The 18143-nt window shown below is 53.1% G+C and carries 16 protein-coding genes and 1 pseudogene; 10 read left to right on the forward strand and 7 right to left on the reverse strand.

What is annotated here, in order from left to right; all coding sequences use genetic code 11:
• From ABYV26_RS06455 to glmM, 3 genes are all read left to right on the forward strand, one after another.
• Nucleotides 1-399, forward strand: a 399-nt coding sequence (locus tag ABYV26_RS06455; protein ID WP_372679286.1) for a nucleoside-diphosphate sugar epimerase/dehydratase, incomplete at its 5' end; no start/stop codon positions are given.
• A 57-nt stretch (nucleotides 400-456) separates the two neighbouring features.
• Nucleotides 457-1668, forward strand: a complete 1212-nt coding sequence (locus ABYV26_RS06460; protein ID WP_372679288.1) for a protein GlmU — start codon at nucleotides 457-459, stop codon at nucleotides 1666-1668.
• Between the two features lie 69 nt (nucleotides 1669-1737).
• Nucleotides 1738-3093, forward strand: a complete 1356-nt coding sequence (gene glmM / locus ABYV26_RS06465; protein ID WP_372679290.1) for a phosphoglucosamine mutase — start codon at nucleotides 1738-1740, stop codon at nucleotides 3091-3093.
• A gap of 144 nt (nucleotides 3094-3237) precedes the next feature.
• Here glmM and ABYV26_RS06470 read toward each other — a convergent pair whose 3' ends face one another.
• On the reverse strand, nucleotides 3238-3933 hold the full coding sequence (locus ABYV26_RS06470) for a Bax inhibitor-1/YccA family protein (protein ID WP_372679292.1): 696 nt from the start codon (nucleotides 3931-3933) through the stop codon (nucleotides 3238-3240).
• A 145-nt stretch (nucleotides 3934-4078) separates the two neighbouring features.
• On the opposite strand from ABYV26_RS06470, the gene ABYV26_RS06475 reads away from it, so the two are divergent.
• The 7 genes from ABYV26_RS06475 to fusA all read left to right on the forward strand — a co-directional run bounded on the left by ABYV26_RS06475 (nucleotide 4079) and on the right by fusA (nucleotide 12429).
• Nucleotides 4079-4372 carry a hypothetical protein gene (locus ABYV26_RS06475; protein WP_372679294.1) on the forward strand — a complete coding sequence of 98 codons (294 nt, stop codon included), beginning with the start codon at nucleotides 4079-4081 and terminating at the stop codon, nucleotides 4370-4372.
• Between the two features lie 92 nt (nucleotides 4373-4464).
• Nucleotides 4465-5832: an exodeoxyribonuclease VII large subunit gene (gene xseA, locus ABYV26_RS06480; RefSeq protein WP_372679296.1), complete on the forward strand. Its 1368-nt coding sequence runs from the start codon at nucleotides 4465-4467 to the stop codon at nucleotides 5830-5832.
• 73 nt (nucleotides 5833-5905) lie between these two features.
• Nucleotides 5906-6142 (forward strand): exodeoxyribonuclease VII small subunit, encoded by a 237-nt coding sequence (locus ABYV26_RS06485; RefSeq protein WP_372679298.1) that lies wholly within the window; start codon nucleotides 5906-5908, stop codon nucleotides 6140-6142.
• A gap of 270 nt (nucleotides 6143-6412) precedes the next feature.
• Nucleotides 6413-7306: a polyprenyl synthetase family protein gene (locus tag ABYV26_RS06490; protein WP_372679300.1), complete on the forward strand. Its 894-nt coding sequence runs from the start codon at nucleotides 6413-6415 to the stop codon at nucleotides 7304-7306.
• A gap of 166 nt (nucleotides 7307-7472) precedes the next feature.
• Entirely contained in the window at nucleotides 7473-9401 is a 1929-nt protein-coding gene (dxs, locus tag ABYV26_RS06495; protein ID WP_372679302.1) for a 1-deoxy-D-xylulose-5-phosphate synthase, read from the forward strand.
• A gap of 99 nt (nucleotides 9402-9500) precedes the next feature.
• Complete coding sequence (locus ABYV26_RS06500; RefSeq protein WP_372679304.1) at nucleotides 9501-10250, forward strand: TlyA family RNA methyltransferase; 750 nt, start codon at nucleotides 9501-9503, stop codon at nucleotides 10248-10250.
• Nucleotides 10251-10362: 112 nt separating this feature from the next.
• Complete coding sequence (gene fusA / locus ABYV26_RS06505) at nucleotides 10363-12429, forward strand: elongation factor G (protein ID WP_372679306.1); 2067 nt, start codon at nucleotides 10363-10365, stop codon at nucleotides 12427-12429.
• Between the two features lie 74 nt (nucleotides 12430-12503).
• Here fusA and ABYV26_RS06510 read toward each other — a convergent pair whose 3' ends face one another.
• The 6 genes and pseudogenes from ABYV26_RS06510 to ABYV26_RS06535 form a co-directional block, all read right to left on the reverse strand.
• Nucleotides 12504-13178 (reverse strand): thermonuclease family protein, encoded by a 675-nt coding sequence (locus ABYV26_RS06510; RefSeq protein ID WP_372679308.1) that lies wholly within the window; start codon nucleotides 13176-13178, stop codon nucleotides 12504-12506.
• Nucleotides 13175-14272: a radical SAM protein gene (locus ABYV26_RS06515; RefSeq protein WP_372679310.1), complete on the reverse strand. Its 1098-nt coding sequence runs from the start codon at nucleotides 14270-14272 to the stop codon at nucleotides 13175-13177. The genes ABYV26_RS06510 and ABYV26_RS06515 overlap by 4 nt, the downstream gene beginning before the upstream one ends.
• A gap of 103 nt (nucleotides 14273-14375) precedes the next feature.
• A complete protein-coding gene (locus ABYV26_RS06520) occupies nucleotides 14376-16562 on the reverse strand; it encodes an exonuclease domain-containing protein (RefSeq protein ID WP_372679312.1) in 2187 nt (728 codons plus the stop codon).
• Nucleotides 16559-16927: a response regulator transcription factor gene (locus tag ABYV26_RS06525; RefSeq protein WP_372679314.1), complete on the reverse strand. Its 369-nt coding sequence runs from the start codon at nucleotides 16925-16927 to the stop codon at nucleotides 16559-16561. The genes ABYV26_RS06520 and ABYV26_RS06525 overlap by 4 nt, the downstream gene beginning before the upstream one ends.
• 203 nt (nucleotides 16928-17130) lie before the next feature.
• Nucleotides 17131-17499: a hypothetical protein gene (locus tag ABYV26_RS06530; RefSeq protein WP_372679316.1), complete on the reverse strand. Its 369-nt coding sequence runs from the start codon at nucleotides 17497-17499 to the stop codon at nucleotides 17131-17133.
• A 124-nt stretch (nucleotides 17500-17623) separates the two neighbouring features.
• Nucleotides 17624-18143: pseudogene (locus tag ABYV26_RS06535) on the reverse strand (sodium:solute symporter family protein); the annotation flags it as partial.

Below are 18143 nucleotides of genomic sequence, written 5' to 3' on the forward strand. Positions count from 1 at the left end.
CTGAGCACCCGGGGATCGTTTCGGATTTTTACGGAAACGATGAAACGAAAGACCCTGGCCGGGGATCCGGTGGTCATTTATGGTGCGGGAAGGGGAGGGGAGCTGCTGCTGCGGGAGATTTTGAACAACAAATCCCTTAATATCAACCCCGTGGGATTTCTGGATGACGACCTCTTAAAAGGTGGCAAGAAAATTCAAGGCTTCCCGATTCTGGGAAATTTTGACCAATTGTCCGAGTTGAAAAACAAACATGCCATTCGCGGGGTGCTTCTCTCATTTAACGGCCCGGCCAATGCAACGGCGTGCCAGGCGGCGGCTAACTACTGCCGGCAGCACGGATTATTTCTTAAAAAATTTTCCATCCGATTGGAACCCATCGATTTGATGGAAAAAGTGTAGTATCTTGAAATACGCTGCGGGTGGATAAACTGAGCTGAATTCAGAAGAACTGCCGATATGAAAAAAAAATCGATAGACATGATCGATCCGAACACACCGATCATCGGTGATGAGGTGGATCGCAACCGGATCGCCGAAAAGGCGACCATTCACGCCGGATGTAAACTGTTTGGCGCCAACACCCTGATCTGTGACGGCGCAGAACTGGGCTTTGAAGCGCCGGTTACCGTGAACAACTGCTACATCGGCCCCCATGTAAAATTAAAGGGCGGCTATTTCGAAAATGCCGTCTTTCTGGAGGGTGCCGAAGCCGGTTCCGGCGCCCATGTGCGGGCAGGCACCATTTTCGAAGAGCAGGCCAGCATCGCCCACACCGTCGGGTTGAAGCAGACCATCCTGTTTCCATTTGTGACCCTGGGCAGCCTGATCAATTTTTGTGACTGCTTCCTGGCCGGTGGAACGAGCCGGGAAAACCACAGTGAAGTCGGCAGTTCCTATATTCACTTCAATTTTACACCCAACCAGGACAAGGCCACGGCATCCATCATGGGGGATGTCCCCCACGGGGTGATGCTCAATCAAAATCCGATTTTTTTAGGCGGGCAGGGGGGCCTGGTGGGGCCTTGCCGCATCGCCTACGGGACGCTGATTGCAGCGGGTTCGGTGTATCGCAAGGATCAATGCAAGCCGGATCGGCTGGTATTCGAAGGCGGCGGCAGGGGGGGAAGCGTCCCCTATTCCATGGGCATATACCGCAATGTCAAGCGTCAGGCATATAACAACATCGTTTACCTGGCCAACCTGGTGGCCTTGATGGCCTGGTACACCCATGTGCGGCGTCAATTTATCGGTGAACTGTTTCCCCAGGCGCTGCATGAAGGGTTGGTCGATACGTTACATTCAGTCATATTCGAACGAATCAGGCGGTTTACGGCATTTTGTGAAAAGCTGAAGGCGTCCAGCGAGCGATACCGGCAGCAGATGGGCGATAGCGCGTCCGCCAGCCTTATTGAACAAAAAAATCAACTGATTAGTAACCGAAACCAGGCAGGTGACCTGATTCGCCGTTGCATAGATGGAATAGAGCGTTATGACGACAAGGCCTTTTTATCGATTATAGGTAAAAGAATCGATACCCTTGGCGCTGTTTACCTTACCGTGATAAAAAGCCTGGATGGCGACGAAGCCTTGCAGGGAACGGTCTGGTTGCAGCGGATCGTCGATGCGGTAACCGAGCAGATGCTGGCGTTGTTTCCGGCGATTCGATAAACATTTTCAACGCACTGGATCCCCGCCTGCGCGGGGACGACTCATGATAGGCCAGCAGGAGGCGTACGATTGGGCGAACTTTTTGGAACCGACGGGATCAGAGGAATAGCCAACCAATTTCCGTTGGACTGCGAAACCGCGCTTAAAGCGGGAAGGGCCATCGCGGCTTATTTCGATGATGAGAAACAGGCACCCGGCCGTTTTATCATCGGGCAGGACACGCGGATTTCGGGAAACATGCTGGTCAGCGCGCTTGCGGCCGGTATCTGCTCCATGGGTAGAGACGTATACCTGGCCGGTGTGATTCCCACACCGGGTGTGGCGTATCTTACCGCAGCCAACGGCTTTAAAGCCGGCATCGTGATTTCCGCATCCCACAATCCTTTTTATGATAACGGCATCAAACTGTTTAACGGTGACGGATACAAACTCTCCGACGCTGCCGAGCGGTCCATCGAGCGATTGATTCACGATGATGGGTCGCTCTACCAAAAAAGCCAGACGATCGAACGGGTGGGTAAACTTCATCACGTCGATGATGCGCCGGACCGCTATGGCCGGTTTTTGCAAAATTGCCTGTCCACTGGACCATCGCTGGCTGGGATGAAGCTGATCATAGACTGTTCCAACGGTGCCGCCAGCCAGATTGCACCGACCCTTTTCGAAAACCTGGGTACGACGGTGCAAACCATCTTTTGTGAGCCGGATGGGATCAATATCAACGACAACTGCGGCTCCCAGCACCCAGGTGCCCTGGCAAAGGTGGTTGTGGCTGAAAACGCCGATCTGGGCCTGGCCTTTGATGGGGACGCCGATCGCCTGATCGCGGTGGATGAAAGCGGAAGGGTGCTTTCCGGCGATCAAGTCATGGCCATTTGCGCCAAAGACATGAAGGCAAAGGGGGAGTTGGCCAAGCCGGTGGTGGTCACGACGGTCATGAGCAACATGGGCTTTGGCGCGGCACTGAAAAAAATGGGCATCGCCCACGTCAAGGCCCGGGTCGGTGACCGCTATGTCATGCAGGAGATGGTCAAGGCCGGCGCTGTTTTCGGTGGTGAAGATTCCGGACACATGATCTTTTTAAACCACCACACAACGGGAGATGGCATGCTCGCCGCCCTGAAGCTCATGCAAGCCATGCGGTCATCGGGCCGTTCCCTTTCTGATCTGGCAACGGTCATGACTGTTTTTCCCCAATGCCTGATTAATGTGGATGTGAAATCGAAACCGGAAATCGATACGATCGATGCGGTCATGCGCTCGATTCGGACCGTGGAAGGCGAACTCGGCGACAACGGACGGGTGCTGGTTCGCTATTCGGGCACCCAGCCACAGTGCCGGGTGATGGTTGAAGGGCCCACCCAACAGGAAACGACGTCCTTTTGCCAGCAGATTGCATCGGAGGTTGTCAAGGCGCTGGGGTGATGTCGAAGGTCAGATGACTGAAATCTAAACGCAGAAGACGGACATAAAAAAAGCCCCAGCACCATGAGCGATCATGATTCAGGGGCTTTTTTGTTTCGTGCTCGGCTATAAATAGTTATTTGGCCCGTTCTTGACGGGCACGATTTAGTCGCGGTTGCCGCCGAAAATCATCAACAGGTATTGGAACATCAGGATGAAATCCAGGTAAAGCGTCAATGCACCGATGATCGCGCCTTTTCTGACCACCGCGGCATCCAGGCCGGCCGGTTGAGAGATGGCCATGGATTTGAGCTTCTGGGTGTCATAGGCGGTCAGCCCGGTAAAGACCAGCACGCCGATGTAACTGATGATGATCTGCATGGCCGGGCTCTTCAGAAAAATATTCACGATCGATGCGATAATGATGCCGATCAACCCCATGAACAAAAAGTTGCCAAGCCCGGTGAGATCACGTTTGGTGACCCAACCAAACACGCTGCACACCGCGAAAGTTCCGGCACAGATGAAAAAGGTGGAAGCAATGGATGACATCGTGTAAGCAAGGAAAATGAATGCCATTGTCGCCCCGTTGAGGGCCGCATAGAACATGAACATGCCGGTGGCGGTCGATGCCTGCATTTTGTGCACGCGACCGGCCAGCATGAATACTAGGGCCAACTCTCCGATAAAAAAGATCCAGCGCGCCTGGTATACAAAGCGGAGAACCGGTTCGTTGTGGGCGACAAACCAGGCGACAGCGCCGGTCAATGCGAGCCCGATGGCCATCCAGTTGTAAACACTTCGGACAAAAGCGTTGACCTGAACCTGGGCCTGGGTTCTTTCCATTGGAATCGACTGCATATGATACCTCCGCGTATTTTTATTTTTTTTGATCAATTCCCGACCGTGGTCGGACAGTGTTCAAATATAACACAGGCTGCTTTATTTTCAAGCACAAAGCTGATATGAATGGTGCGATAATTTTAGGTGGTTAGGACATCATTCAATGAAACCTGAACAGATTTACCAGGAGCTGAAAGATCTGGCGGAAAAACTCGAGGTAACCGTCTCCGAACAGAGCTTCCGCGCCAGCGGCATACCCGTCAAAAGCGGCTTTTGCCTGATCAAGGGAAAAATGCACTGCATTATCGACAAAAATATCACCTTGCGTAAAAAGACGGTGATCCTGGCCCAATCGCTTTTTGAATTGCCCCATGAAAACCTGTTCGTGGTACCGGCGGTTCGCGAGCTAATTATAAAACACGGCCGCAAGAACAACAACAACCCTAAAACGCAATAAGCATATTCGTAATTTTACATAATATATCTTATCGGACGTTATAAGTCGGTGCCCATTCATCCAGATTTGAACCGCACTCTCACATCAAGACCATGGCGAAAAACAGCTCAGGTTCCAATCCTTCCCGGCAACATGTTTACGAAGTCACGGAACTCAACAAGATAATTAAGCGAGTACTTGAAGAAAAGCTTCCTTTTATTTGGATATCAGGAGAGATTTATAACTTCAGGACGCCTTCATCCGGGCATTGCTATTTCACGTTGAAGGATCCACAATCGCAAATCAGTGCGGTCATGTTCCGTGCCCAGGCCAGTGCCCTCAAATTCAGACCCGAAGATGGCCTGTCCGTCGTTGGTCTCGGGCGCATCAGCGTCTACGAACCGAGAGGCACATACCAGATCATCTTTGAATATCTGGAACCCAAGGGTATCGGCGGCCTCCAGATCGCCTTTGAAAAACTGAAACAAAAACTCTTTGATCAAGGGTTGTTCGACCAACAATATAAACTGCCGCTGCCAGTCATACCCAAAAAAATAAGCATTGTGACCTCACCGACCGGTGCAGCCATTCGTGATTTCATCAAGGTAGCCCAACGGCGTTTCCCCAACCTGCCGCTGGAGGTCGTCCCGGTCAATGTTCAAGGGGACCGCGCGCCTGGCGAGATCGTCAATGCCATCCGTTGGCTGAATAAATTGGGGTCTACCGATGTCATCGTTCTGGCACGCGGCGGCGGATCCATCGAAGATCTCAGTGCCTTTAACGATGAACAGGTCGCCCGAACCATATTTGCATCCGACATACCGATCGTATCTGCCATTGGCCACGAAACGGATTTCACCATCGCCGATTTCGTAGCCGATCTTCGGGCGCCCACACCGTCCGCCGCTGCTGAATTATCGGTCCCCTCAAAGAATGAACTGAAGAACCAACTGGCTAAAACTAAACAAAAGCTTTATATAAATATTAAAAACTACCTGAATAATATATATAATATTATAAATGGCTTTACCAGCCGAATCAGCCATCCCCGCCGAAGGTTGCAGGATATGCGCATGCGGGTCGATGATTATTCGATTCGACTCCTGTCATCGATGGATAAAACCTTGACCCGCGGAAACGAGCGTCTTGCTTTTCAGCACCATATGCTGATGCATGTTTCACCGATCAAGCGGGTGGCATCATGTCGAGATCAGGTCAACACCCTCAAAGGTGCCTCGATCAGGCAGATCCATCGCCTCCTTGCGGAGGGACAGACCACCGTTTATAAAAATGTCTCCATGCTCGAAGCGCTGAATCCGATGGCCATCCTGCAGCGCGGATACAGCATCACCCGCACCCTTCCCGATCGATCCGTGGTTCGCGGTGCCAGTCAGGTAAGCATTGATCAGCGCCTGGAAATTCTTCTTGGCCGGGGTCGATTAACGGTCACGGTAGCTGACCATAAAAATGAGGCCGACTGAAACGGTAAACTGATCTATTAATGGATTGTTTATGGTATAACCAACTTGAAATACAAAGGATAACTAAGTTCCCATGGCAACAAAAGCAAAACCGAGTTTTGAAAAAGCGATCAGTGATCTGGAAAAAATCGTCAAGGCGCTCGAGTCCGGAGACCTTGCTTTGGAAAAAGCGCTGGAAAAATTCGAAGCCGGAATCAAGCTGTCCCGATACTGTACCGAGACGCTGGATGAAGCCGAAAAACGGATATCGCTGCTAACGGCTGACGAGACGGGGGAACCCGTGGAAAAACCGTTTGAACTGGATGCTTGATGAACCCGTAAAAAGTCGAGATGTCCTCTTTTTTGTCATCCCCGCGAAGGCGGGGATCTATAAGTTTCAGACAGTTATGGACTTCCGCCTTCGCGGGAGTGACACCACTTGTGCCTTTTTACGGAACCGTCACGCTTGAACGGTTAAACCCCTTGACCGCTGAGCACGCGGAGGACACTGAGAAATGAAAATACGTTATCAAACCGCTGATCACTGCGGCCTCAGCGACCTCCGCGGTTAATCAAAAGCTCGGAGTACCCATCAACAATCATGTTCGATCTGAAATCATACCTCAACGATGTGCGGGCCCCGGTAGACCAAATGCTACAGCACTACCTGAGCGCCCAATCATCAGCCACACGGATCTCCCATGCCATGACCTATTCAGTCATGGCGGGCGGAAAACGATTGCGGCCCGTGCTGTGCATCGCCGCTGCGGAAACCGTCGGCGGCAGCCGGGAAGCTGTACTTCCCCTCGCCTGTTCACTGGAACTCATCCACACGTATTCGTTGATCCATGACGACTTGCCGGCAATGGACAACGACGACAAAAGACGTGGCAAACCGACCTGCCATGTTCAATTCGATGAGGCAACGGCCATCCTTGCCGGCGATGCGCTGCTGACGCTGGCTTTTGAAATCCTGGGGACCGCCGGCATCCAGTGCGCCTCTGACGATCAACACCGCTGGTTGCTGGCCATCGCCCAGATTGCCTCTGCCGCTGGCTTCAAAGGCATGATCGAAGGACAGATGCGCGATATGGCCTTTGAGGGTACAGTGATTTCTAAACCTGAACTGGAATCTCTGCACCGCCTGAAAACAGGCAAACTGATCGAAATTTCGGTGGGCGCAGGCGCAATGGTGTCAGGAGCGTCACCACGCCAGCAGCAGCTGCTGCAGACCTATGCCCAGCATATCGGGCTGGCTTTTCAGGTGGCCGACGACATTCTCAACGTCAAAGGAGACCCCAAGCGGCTTGGAAAAGCCACCGGCACCGACAACATTCGTGGGAAAAACACCTACCCGGCGCTGTTGGGTCTTGCCGCTGCCGAGACGCTTGCCGGCCAGCTGGTAAACAATGCCTTGAAGGTCCTTGACGCTTTTGATAAGGGAGCAGATTCGCTTCGCGCCATCGCCAGGTATGTCATCGAACGGAAACGATAACTCGGGTCCATCCAGAAACGGCATCTTTCGGCCCACGCCTGCGTTCTCGCTCGATTGAAATCCTCGACGTAGTGCCACTACGCCTGCGGGTTCAATTTCGTTGCGGCCTTGGCCTGAACCAAAATTTACCATTTCTAGATAGACACTAACTCAGGGAGCTTGAACCTTGCGCCAATCCTCACACCTACTCGATAAAATCAACTCGCCCCTCGATCTGAAAAAATTGAAACGTTCAGAACTACCTGATCTGGCGAAAGAAATCCGTAAAACCATCGTGGACGTGGTTTCCACCTCCGGCGGTCATTTGGCGTCCAGTTTAGGTGCCGTTGAACTGAGCATCGCCCTTCACTACGTCTTCGATACACCTGCCGATAAAATCCTGTGGGATGTTGGCCATCAGGCATATGCCCACAAATTGCTTACCGGCCGCCGTGACCAGTTCCCCACCCTGCGTCGGCATGGCGGCCTCTCCGGCTTTACCAAGCGCAGTGAAAGCCCATATGACACCTTTACCACCGGTCACAGCAGCACATCCATCTCCGCCGGTCTGGGTATCGCCTGTGCCAAACGTCTGAAAAAGGATTCATCCAAGGTGGTGGCCGTGATCGGAGACGGTTCGCTGACTGCCGGGCTCGCCTATGAAGGCTTGAACCAGACCGGAGACACGCACAACGACAAGGATATGATCGTTATCCTGAACGACAATGAAATGTCCATTTCCCACAACGTCGGCGCACTCTCCTCCTTGCTCAGCCGCACGTTTTCCGCCACCAAGCTTCAGATGATGCGCAAATCCTTAGGCGAATTCCTCAAATCGCTGCCTCGCATCGGTGAAAATATGTATCAATTGGCCAAGCGCAGTGAAGAGTCATTCAAGACCTTCGTAACGCCGGGTATGCTGTTCGAAGCCTTCAACTTCGAGTATTTCGGTCCCATCGACGGGCACAATCTGGATCATTTAATCGACATTCTAAAAAATATCAAAACCATGGATGAACCGGTGCTTCTGCATGTCATCACCAAAAAAGGCAAGGGATATCCGCAGGCGGAACAGAACCCGGTCTATTTTCACGGGGTCAGTTCCTTCGACGTGGATACGGGAATCTGCCGCAAAAAGACCACCAATGTACCCAGTTACACCGAGGTGTTCGGTCAAACCATGGTGGAACTGGCCAAAACGAATGACCGAATCATTGCCGTTACCGCCGCCATGCCCGAGGGTACCGGACTGGTTCCCTTTTCCAATGCATACCCGGACCGTTTTTTCGATGTGGGCATTGCCGAACAGCACGGGGTCACTTTCGCCGCCGGTATGGCCACCGAAGGGTTCCGTCCGGTGGTGACGGTCTATTCGACCTTTCTCCAGCGTGCCTACGATCAGATTATCCACGACGTCTGCATCGAGAAACTGCCGGTGGTGTTTGCCATGGACCGCGGCGGCATCGTCGGAGAGGACGGGCCCACCCATCATGGTCTGTTCGACATCTCGTTTCTAAGAACCATCCCCAATATGGTGGTCATGGCCCCGAAGGACGAAAATGAGTTGCGCCACATGCTTGCCACTGCCGTCGCCCATGACGGGCCCATCTCCCTGAGATACCCTCGGGGCCGAGGCACCGGGGCGGAACTGGACGACGCCTTGACGGTCATTCCCATTGGCCAAGGTGAGATCCTGAGCCACGGTGAAGACCTGCTGATCATTGCCGTTGGCAGCACCGTCGCTGAAGCGATATGCGCCGCGGCCCTCCTGGAGGAAAACCATGACGTTCGGGCAACCGTGGTCAATGCCCGTTTCATCAAACCCTTAGACAGAAAACTGATCATTCCCCTGGCCCGCAAGATTCCGCGGATCATCACCGTCGAGGAAAATACCGTTCACGGCGGATTCGGCAGTGCGGTTCTCGAGTTGCTGAGCGACCATGACATCATTGACACCATCGTCAAACGAATGGGCATCAAGGATCAATTTGTGGAGCACGGACCGCAGGATACCCTGCGATGCAAGTACCAGGTGGATGCGTCGGCCATCATCACCACGGCCCTGTCCATGATCAGCCGAGATAAGCCGATAGCCGATAAGCTGGTAAGCAATTAAGCTGGTGAGGAAAAAAAATATCCTACGTGGGCCTCAATGAGAAAAGACGTATCGCTGTGATGTCTTATCAGCTCGACAGCTAAACCCGGATGGCTTGGTATGCCCGTGAAAAAGCGAATTGACACGCTGCTCGTCGAAAAACAATTCTGCCAGAGCCGGGAACGGGCCAAGGCCTTGATCATGGCCGGCCGGGTGGCTGTGAACCAATTGCCATGCGACAAACCCGGCACTCGGTTTTCCGAAGATATTGAAATCACGCTAAAGGGCGATGATCTGCGTTATGTCAGCCGCGGGGGACTCAAGCTTGAAGCCGCCCTGAAAGCCAACCGCATCGATTGTGCCGGCATGGTCTGCCTCGATGTGGGGGCCTCGACCGGCGGTTTTACCGACTGCCTGCTGCAACACGGCGCCACCCGTGTCTTTGCAGTGGATGTGGGATATGGCCAGTTGGCATGGTCGCTCAGGCAGGATGATCGGGTGGTCGTCATCGAGCGGACCAACATCCGTAAAATCGATCCAGCCTTGATTACGCAGAAGGTTGACCTGGTGACCATCGACACCTCTTTTATCTCCCTCAAGATCGTCGTCCCATGCACCCTTCCCTTTCTCAAAGCAGGCGGCATGGTTCTGGCTCTGATCAAGCCTCAGTTCGAAGCCGGTAAAGGAAGGGTGGGCAAGGGCGGTGTGGTCAAGGACCCGGCCCTTCATGATGAAATTATCGACGATCTTCAGGTTTTCTTCTCCCGGCTATCGCTTTCTTGCGGGCCGGTAATCCCCTCCCCTGTATTGGGACCCAAGGGAAACCGGGAATTCATTATCCTGCTCCGACCGTTGGATTTTGAATTATAATCAGGTTTTTAAACTTGATTTTTTTTAGTCGTCGATTTAGTAATATCAGCTTAACCAAACGTCTGCCAATCGGGCAGAAAATACAATGGAGAGAGGAGCTTGAGTGGGCCACATGAATGAATCCTTAAGAAATGTAGCACTGATTGCTCATGGGGGGGCTGGAAAAACCTCCCTCGCTGAAATCATGATTAACAATGCCGGCATGACCACCCGCGTGGGACGCGTGGAAGACGGCAATACGGTGATGGATTTCGAACCGGAAGAACTCAAGCGGCAGGCCAGTCTTTCCAGTGGTTTCATTCAACTGCCATGGAAAAAGCACACCCTCAGCCTGATCGATACGCCCGGCGATCAGAACTTCATCTCCGATGCCAAACTGTGCATGCAGGCAGCCGACACCGCCCTGATCCTCGTGGATGCCGTTGACGGTGTCAAGGTACAGACCGAGCAGGTGGCTGATTTTGCATCCGAATACGAACTTCCCTGTGCGATTTTCATCAACAAGCTGGACCGCGAGCGCGCCGATTTTACCCGTACCGTCGAGGATGCGGTGCAGTGCCTGTCCCCCAAACCGATTATCGTTCAGCTTCCCATCGGTGCCGAAGCCGATTTTAACGGCATCGTCGATCTGATCGGCCTGAAAGCTTACCGCTACGATGAGAGCGGCAACGCCAAGGAGATCGATATACCCGAAGATATGAAGGACACCGTGGAGACAGAACGGGAAACGCTCATCGAGAATGTGGCCGAAGCGGACGATGCACTCATCGAGCGCTATCTGGAAGGAGAGACCATTACCAACCAGGAGCTTCGCGATACCTTGAAAAAAGGCCTGCTCTCCAGAACCTTTGCACCGGTGCTCTGCGGGTCTGCCGCCGAAAATATCGGCATCGACCTGCTGATGGATTTCATTGCCGGCTGTCTGCCTTCGCCGTTGGATAAAGCGCCGAAACAGGGTGTCAATCCAGCCAATGATGAAGTCATTGAACGGGCACCTGACCCGGCGGCCCCTTTTTCCGCCTTTGTTTTCAAGACCGTGGCCGATCCCTATGCCGGCAGACTGACGATCTTCAAAGTGGTTTCCGGAAAGCTGGGCAGTGACGGCAATTTCTACAATTCGACCAAAGAGACCCGGGAACGATTCAACCAGCTGCTCACCATTGCCGGCAAAGAGCAGAAGCCGGCTTCGGAAGCCGGCCCCGGATCCATCGTGGCGGTGGCCAAGCTCAAGGAAACCAAAACTGGTGATACGCTTTGTGATGAAAGCAACAAGATCCGTTATTCCTGTGCCCAGCCGATGCCCACGCTGATTTCGTTTGCCCTGGAATCCAAAGCCACCGGCGATGAGGATAAAATTTATATATCCTTGACCAAGCTCCTCGAGGAAGACACGGCCTTACGGTTGGAGCGCAACGCGGAGACCAAAGAGATTCTGCTTTCCGGTCTGGGTCAGGTTCACATCGAGAGCACCATCGAAAAGCTCAAACGTAAATTCAATGTTGAAGTCCTGCTAAAAACCCCAAAAATCCCTTACCGGGAAACCATTAAAAAGAAAGTCCGCGTCCAGGGTAAACACAAGAAACAGTCCGGCGGACATGGCCAGTACGGCGACTGCTGGATTGTCATGGAACCCCTTCCCCGGGGCGCCGGCTTCGAATTTGTGGATGCCATTGTCGGCGGGGTAATCCCCAAAAATTACATTCCGGCCGTTGAAAAAGGCATTGTCGAGGCCTGCCAGAAAGGCCCGCTGATCGGCGCCCCCTGTGTGGACTTTCGCGCCACCGTGGACTTCGGCAGCTACCATGCCGTCGACTCTTCGGAAATGGCCTTCAAGGTCGCCGGCTCCCTGGCCTACAAAAAGGCCTGTGAAGAGGCCAAGCCGGTCCTGCTGGAGCCGATCATGAAAGTCACCGTCATCACTCCGGATGATTATATGGGCGACATCATGGGTGATATGAACAGTCGGCGGGGACGGGTTCTCGGAATGGATACGGCGGGCAAAAACCAGGTGATCAACGCCGAGGTCCCCTTGGCCGAATTCCAGACCTATGCACCGGATCTGCGGTCCATGACCGGCGGCCGAGGTATGTACACCATGGAATTTTTGCGCTACGACGAAGTGCCGGCCCAGATTGCGACCAAGGTGATCGAACAGATCAAAGCCGAAAAAGAAGGGTAGTCCGCCACGCTACAGCATGTGTGATCTGAAAAAGGAGGGCCCCTGCCCTCCTTTTTTTTGGCATCTGCAAAACCTCATCGAGGCGACGGAAATTCAATGCATTCCCTGGCCGGTGCATAGCCGGACCAAAATCCAGCCCACTGGTTCTTCAACCATATCCGGTTCTTTTCGGAAATGCTTTTCCCCATGGGACAGTCGATTGCATGAAATCGCTTTGATCGCCGATTGGCCTGATAGGCCCGGGGTCGCTGCTTTTCTTTGTCTACGCGACGCCAGATGCCCCTGCCATGCGCCATGGCAAGGCGCTGGGCGGAAAGCAGGATGTGGTGTTGACTGATGTTGGGAAAACGATACAAAACGTGGGCGTATCCCTGCTCGATCATGTCGGCATTAACCAACAGCCCATCACTGCGATAAACATAAGCCAGTGTCCGGCCGTAGCGATCCTTTTTTTCCCGGTCGTAATCCAATCGGAGCTTCCACCCATCGACCAGCCTGCGATTTAACGCCCGGGCCTCATCGCCCATGGGTTCGGCCCGGCGGTTTTTATGCGCGATTTCAGGGGCGTCGATACCGATATAACGCACGTGTCGGCCGTCGCGCAAAATAATGGTATCCCCATCGGCCACCCACCTGGCCTTGACCCATGACTCAGCCTCACAGAAGCCAACCGAGGCGGCAAGGATCAGCGTAATCAGGCCAATGGTGCATCGAATATTGCTATGTCGGGTGACAACAAAGGCCTTCACGGGGTCAAACCACAAATGTTGATGGCGCTCTGGTCCAGCATCCGACCCAAGCCTCCGTGGGGTGGCGGAACCCATCCCATGCTTTTTTCCCACACCTCATCGTCTTCCATACAGAAATAGATGGTCACGTCCGGCGCCGCGTCGCGTATCCAGCGCACCATCTGCCGGTAAAGAGCGATGCGCAGCGGTTTGAAGTAGCGCATTTTGTTATCCAGACCGGTGACAAATTCACCGTATGCAATTTTGGAGTCGGCAAAACGCTGGGCAATCACCGGCTTGAGCGCTGGCATGAAGCGAAAGGTGCCGAGACTGATCCAGACGATATTTTCGCCAGAGATCCGTTGAAACAACAGTTTTACCACCTGCCGGTAATCGGCCTCGCAGCCAGGGTAAATGATCATGGGGTCGAAGTGAAATGCCAGTGGGTATCCCCATCGTTGGCAACGTGCCGCTGCCTTCAACCGTGCATCCAGCGAAGCGGTGCGACGCTCCTCGCTCTCCATGACAGCCGGCGTGTTCAATGACCAGGAGAGAATGGTTTTTCGCCGGTGGTCCAACCCCTTGAGTCTCTCAACGTTGACCGTTTTGGTTTTCAACTCCAGCACGGCCCTGTCCTGCCGGGCAAAGCGGGTGACCAAGTGACCGGTCAGATCGGTCCATCTTTCCCAGATGAGGCTGTCGGTAAACTCTCCGGTTCCCACTCGACTGACCGTTTTTTCTTGAAAAAGTCCGGTCAGTTCCGCGTCCAAATCTTCCCGATTGACGAAAAATTGAAGCAGTGGTGGATGGAAATAGCTTTGCAGGATGCAGTAGGCGCAATCCATGGTGCAAAAGGAAGCCACATGCAGGATCTGGTAATCGCAGCAGGTGTATTCACGGGTACCCGGACACGCTTTTAAAAAACCGCCTTTGTTGCGGGTCAGGTAGAGTACCTGCTTACCGCGGCTGACCGGGTCAGCGGCGCTGTTGATCCATTGGTAAATCGAAACCGGATCATCCACGCATTCGACAGGAAGGTCGAGCCGACGGCAGATCCGTTGCGTTTCCGGGTGGTGCTGAATCTTGGCGTCGATGAACAGTTTTTTGAGGGTCACGAGTGTTATATTCTCTTAGGTGTTCACAGGGCAAGGTTTCACGAGGCGATGGGCCGGCGTTTGAACAACACCCCCCCGAACCCTTGAACCTTGAACGGCGCTCTCAGTATTTGAGCATGGCATAGTAAGTTCGCTGGGAGGCGGTCAAAGCATCTTGTAGTGTATATAACCCTTTTTCATTGAGCAGCGAAATCATTTTTATAAATACCTCACCGGTGGCGATGGCATCTCCGAGAGCGTCGTGCCGCTTGGTCAGAGAAACGCCCAAGCGTTTGGCGATGGTGTCCAGGGTATGGTCATTGTGGGCCGGGTGAAGGATTGCAGACAGATGCATGGTGTCGAGTACCGGGTTGTCAAAACGGATCCCGGTGGCTTTCTCTTTCATTTGCAGCATTCGCATGTCGAAGGCCGCATTGTGAGCGACCAGCACCGTATTCTGGGCGAACCGGTGAAAAAAGGGCAGTACCTTGTCGATCGTCGGTTTGCCTTTGAGCATGCCCTCATCGAGGCCATGATACTTGATGGATTCGGCCGGCACGGATCGACACGGATCCACCAGCTGATTGATCGTCTCCGTGTGAAGCAAACGCCCGTTGACCACCCGGATGGCGCCGATGGATATTATTTCATCGCCACCGCGCGGATCCAATCCGGTGGTTTCCGTATCGAATACCGTATAGTTGAGCTCCCCCAGCATCCGCTGGCCCATCTCGGGAGTTTGTCCGGCTTGATTAAACAAGTCAAAATCGTAGAATTCCGGCCGGCCTTTTGGCAGCAACGTCACGTGGCGGATATTTTCCGACACCCCTTCGGATTGAACCATGGGGATAAAGATCCGAAGGCAGGCTTCGCCGCCGTTCTGTTTATTGGTGTGGGGCCAGATTTCGGCGTGATGGTGGTCGAGGACTTCCTTTAAGGTCAACGGAAAGCCTTTTTGCGCCCCGGTCAATGGCAGATCGCTCCATTGACGCAGGGTTTCGATTTTTATCGGTTCCCCTTTCCAGATCAAATCAATTTGTACCAGATTGCCCGGCGCGGTCAATCGGATACGGCTACAGACCGTTTGAAGTTCTTTTTTAAGACATGACAGGACAAAGCCGATTGCCGAAACCAGTGAGTAGCCGTCCACCCGAATCATGCACCGGGAATCACATTCGGCGACATCGAGCGCCAAATTGGCCATGGCCATGGGTTCGTTCTTGAGGGTTTGTATGAATTCAGTGGCAAGGATCGGGGAGAGCGGCCAGCGTGAATTAGCGAAACCGATGGTTTCGGTCAACTCAGTTCTCAGCAGTCGGCTCAAAGACTGGGTTTCAGCAGAGATGTTTTCAAGGAAATCTTTCTTCTGGTCGGCGCCCATGTCGGGGAACTGGATCATTAAATCGACCGTTGACCGGATGGCGGCAATGGATGATCGAAGGTTTTTAGCCATGGTTTTTAGGTGTTGATTCAACCGACTGGCATGTTCCAGCTGGTGAGTGATGTCGGAGAAGATGAGAACGAAACCGGCGAACCGTTTATCCTCGTCCAGGATGGGAAGGGTTTCCACCCGGATTTGCCGCCGATTTTGGGTCACCACGGCAAAGTGGGAAGATACGTTCTCTTTTTTTTGGTCAAGTTTTACTTGAATGTCTTTGAGTGCGTATTGAACCAGGTTCCGGTCGATCAGAGAATAGATCGAACGGTGCAACCCGACAAAGCCGTCTGTCACCAAGTCGTGTTCGTCCCCGTCATCAACCGCATGGTTTGGACGTTGAACTTTGTTCAGTACCCGTTGCGCCTGCCGGTTGTACAACAAGATGCGGCCCACCGTGTCGCAGATTAGCACCCCTTGGGTCAGTTCGGCCATAATCGTGGCCAATATGTTTTTTTCCGCTTCGGTCTTGGCTTTTGCCGATTCGACCGTCTGGTCAATGATGTGTTTGGCGGATTGGTATTGATCCCCGCAGGCGTTGATCAGTTGGGCCAGTGTCTGAACCTCCCGGCTGCCGTCAATCTTCAAGCGGTGGGCCGGGTTGACGGTATTCATCACCTGGGTTTCTTCAATGAGCTGATTCAAAGGCAGGATGTAAAAGCGAAAAAACCAATCCAGCGTGAATCCGAAAGCCGTAAACAGGAACACTCCGGTGCTGAAAAAGTACCAGAACTGCTCTTTAAACAGGCGCATCAACAAGTGCTGTTCGGACGGGTTGAGCTGCCGCCAGAAAAGTATCGCCAAGGTCACGGCAATGGCCGTGGTAAACACCATACAGACGATAGCGAACAGCCAGAATTTATTGTTCAGTCTCATCCGCACAGCAGGTCTTTAACTTGCCTGACCACATCGGCATTGGAAAAGGGTTTGGTGATGTAGGCATCGGCCCCCAGAGTATTCCCCTTGGCAATGTCCATGTCCCGCGTCATTGCGGAAAGAAAGACCACTTTAATCGCTTTGTGGCGGGGGTCAGATTTCAGGTTCTGGCAAACTTGAAACCCATCGACAGTGGGAAGCATGACATCCAGCAAAATCAGATCGGGTTTGAAATCGTCAATAGCGGCAAGCGCATCTTCCCCGCTGTAAACGACCATTACTTCGAACTGATTCTGTTCCATCAGGAACTTCAATGGTACGGTGATGCTCGGTTCGTCATCGACAATCAGGATCTTGTTGACCATACTAATCCATACCCTCGATTTTAAAGGATTTCAAGAATACAAACGTTGTGACGACGGTTTTTTGGTCCGGACGATACAAGCCAATGGATGCAAAATGATGCAGAAATAGATGGCGGACGCTGGGTTGCCGCGGTGAGAACGGGCAATATGTATAATAAAAGACGGTCAAATAGACCGCAATCGGATGTTGCGGCACCACCGTATCATAAAGAAAGCAATGGTGTTGCGATGAGCTCCATAAAAACATAGGTTAAAAAAGTGATCACCGCCACGATGACGCCGGTAATGTACATGTTGCTCAGTTTATATTTGTTTTTATCTTTCTCATGGTAATAAACGGCGTGTGCGCAGCGGTCACACCAAATGCGATCGCGATTGGAAGTGAAGGTGTGTCCACACTGGCAGGTAACGGCTTTGGGTTTTAGTGACATGGTGGCGTCCTTTTTTTCATAGATAAACAGCGTTTTTTGGAGGGCACAGGGAGTAAGCTCTCCCTGTGCCCTTTCAGTCACGTTTTTTTTCCGGGCACCGTCAGCAAACCCGCTTGCGGTGCCCGGATCAATCAGCGACATTCCGTTCGGTCTATCCGAACAACCCCCACCCAAAGGATGCGGTCCACAGGATAGAGAACACAACCAGTCCAATCATCCACAGATCTTCTCTTTTCATGAGTAACCTCCTTCAGCAATTAAGCATTTAGGCTTCTTTGATGACGATGTTGGTTTCTTTCTCGGCCCGTTCGATCTGGACTTCGTTGGTGGTGGCCATCTCCGCCTTGAAACACAGGGCCCACATCATGACGATACCCAGAATCCACCAGGCGATCTGCCAGGACCACAGCGGCGTAAACCCGCTGAAGGAGAAGGCCTTGTTGCCCAGAATACAGGCCGGGCCGATGGCAAAGAAATACCAGACAGGCGTGGCGATCTTCATGATGCTGCGCCATTGCTTGCCCGATTCGCTGGGCGCATCGATGTCGTCAAGGAAATTCCTGATCTCTGCTTGGCGTTTGACGGTCTCTTCGTCATCCTTGAAACCGAGGCCGCGGCAGATGAAGGCAACGACCAGGCCGCTGGCGGTGCCCCAGAAGGCGCAGTGCATGGACAGGGGGTTAGGCCAGACAGCATAGGTGAGGTAGACGGCGATCATGCCGGTGAGCACACCCAGCACCGCGCCGACCCGCGGGAACTTGAAGCCCCAGATCACGCCGACCAGC

Origin of the sequence: Desulfosarcina sp. (assembly GCF_041551955.1) — a bacterium.
In the GTDB taxonomy this organism is placed as follows: domain Bacteria; phylum Desulfobacterota; class Desulfobacteria; order Desulfobacterales; family Desulfosarcinaceae; genus Desulfosarcina.

Coding starts and splice junctions, on each gene's coding strand:
- ABYV26_RS06470 (WP_372679292.1), bottom strand. CDS start 3,933: ATGCAGTCGATTCCAATGGAAAGAACCCAGGCCCAGGTTCAGGTCAAC.
- ABYV26_RS06525 (WP_372679314.1), bottom strand. CDS start 16,927: ATGGTCAACAAGATCCTGATTGTCGATGACGAACCGAGCATCACCGTA.
- ABYV26_RS06460 (WP_372679288.1), top strand. CDS start 457: ATGAAAAAAAAATCGATAGACATGATCGATCCGAACACACCGATCATC.
- ABYV26_RS06500 (WP_372679304.1), top strand. CDS start 9,501: ATGCCCGTGAAAAAGCGAATTGACACGCTGCTCGTCGAAAAACAATTC.
- xseA (WP_372679296.1), top strand. CDS start 4,465: ATGGCGAAAAACAGCTCAGGTTCCAATCCTTCCCGGCAACATGTTTAC.
- fusA (WP_372679306.1), top strand. CDS start 10,363: ATGAATGAATCCTTAAGAAATGTAGCACTGATTGCTCATGGGGGGGCT.
- ABYV26_RS06490 (WP_372679300.1), top strand. CDS start 6,413: ATGTTCGATCTGAAATCATACCTCAACGATGTGCGGGCCCCGGTAGAC.
- ABYV26_RS06520 (WP_372679312.1), bottom strand. CDS start 16,562: ATGAGACTGAACAATAAATTCTGGCTGTTCGCTATCGTCTGTATGGTG.
- ABYV26_RS06485 (WP_372679298.1), top strand. CDS start 5,906: ATGGCAACAAAAGCAAAACCGAGTTTTGAAAAAGCGATCAGTGATCTG.
- ABYV26_RS06530 (WP_372679316.1), bottom strand. CDS start 17,499: ATGTCGCTGATTGATCCGGGCACCGCAAGCGGGTTTGCTGACGGTGCC.
- ABYV26_RS06475 (WP_372679294.1), top strand. CDS start 4,079: ATGAAACCTGAACAGATTTACCAGGAGCTGAAAGATCTGGCGGAAAAA.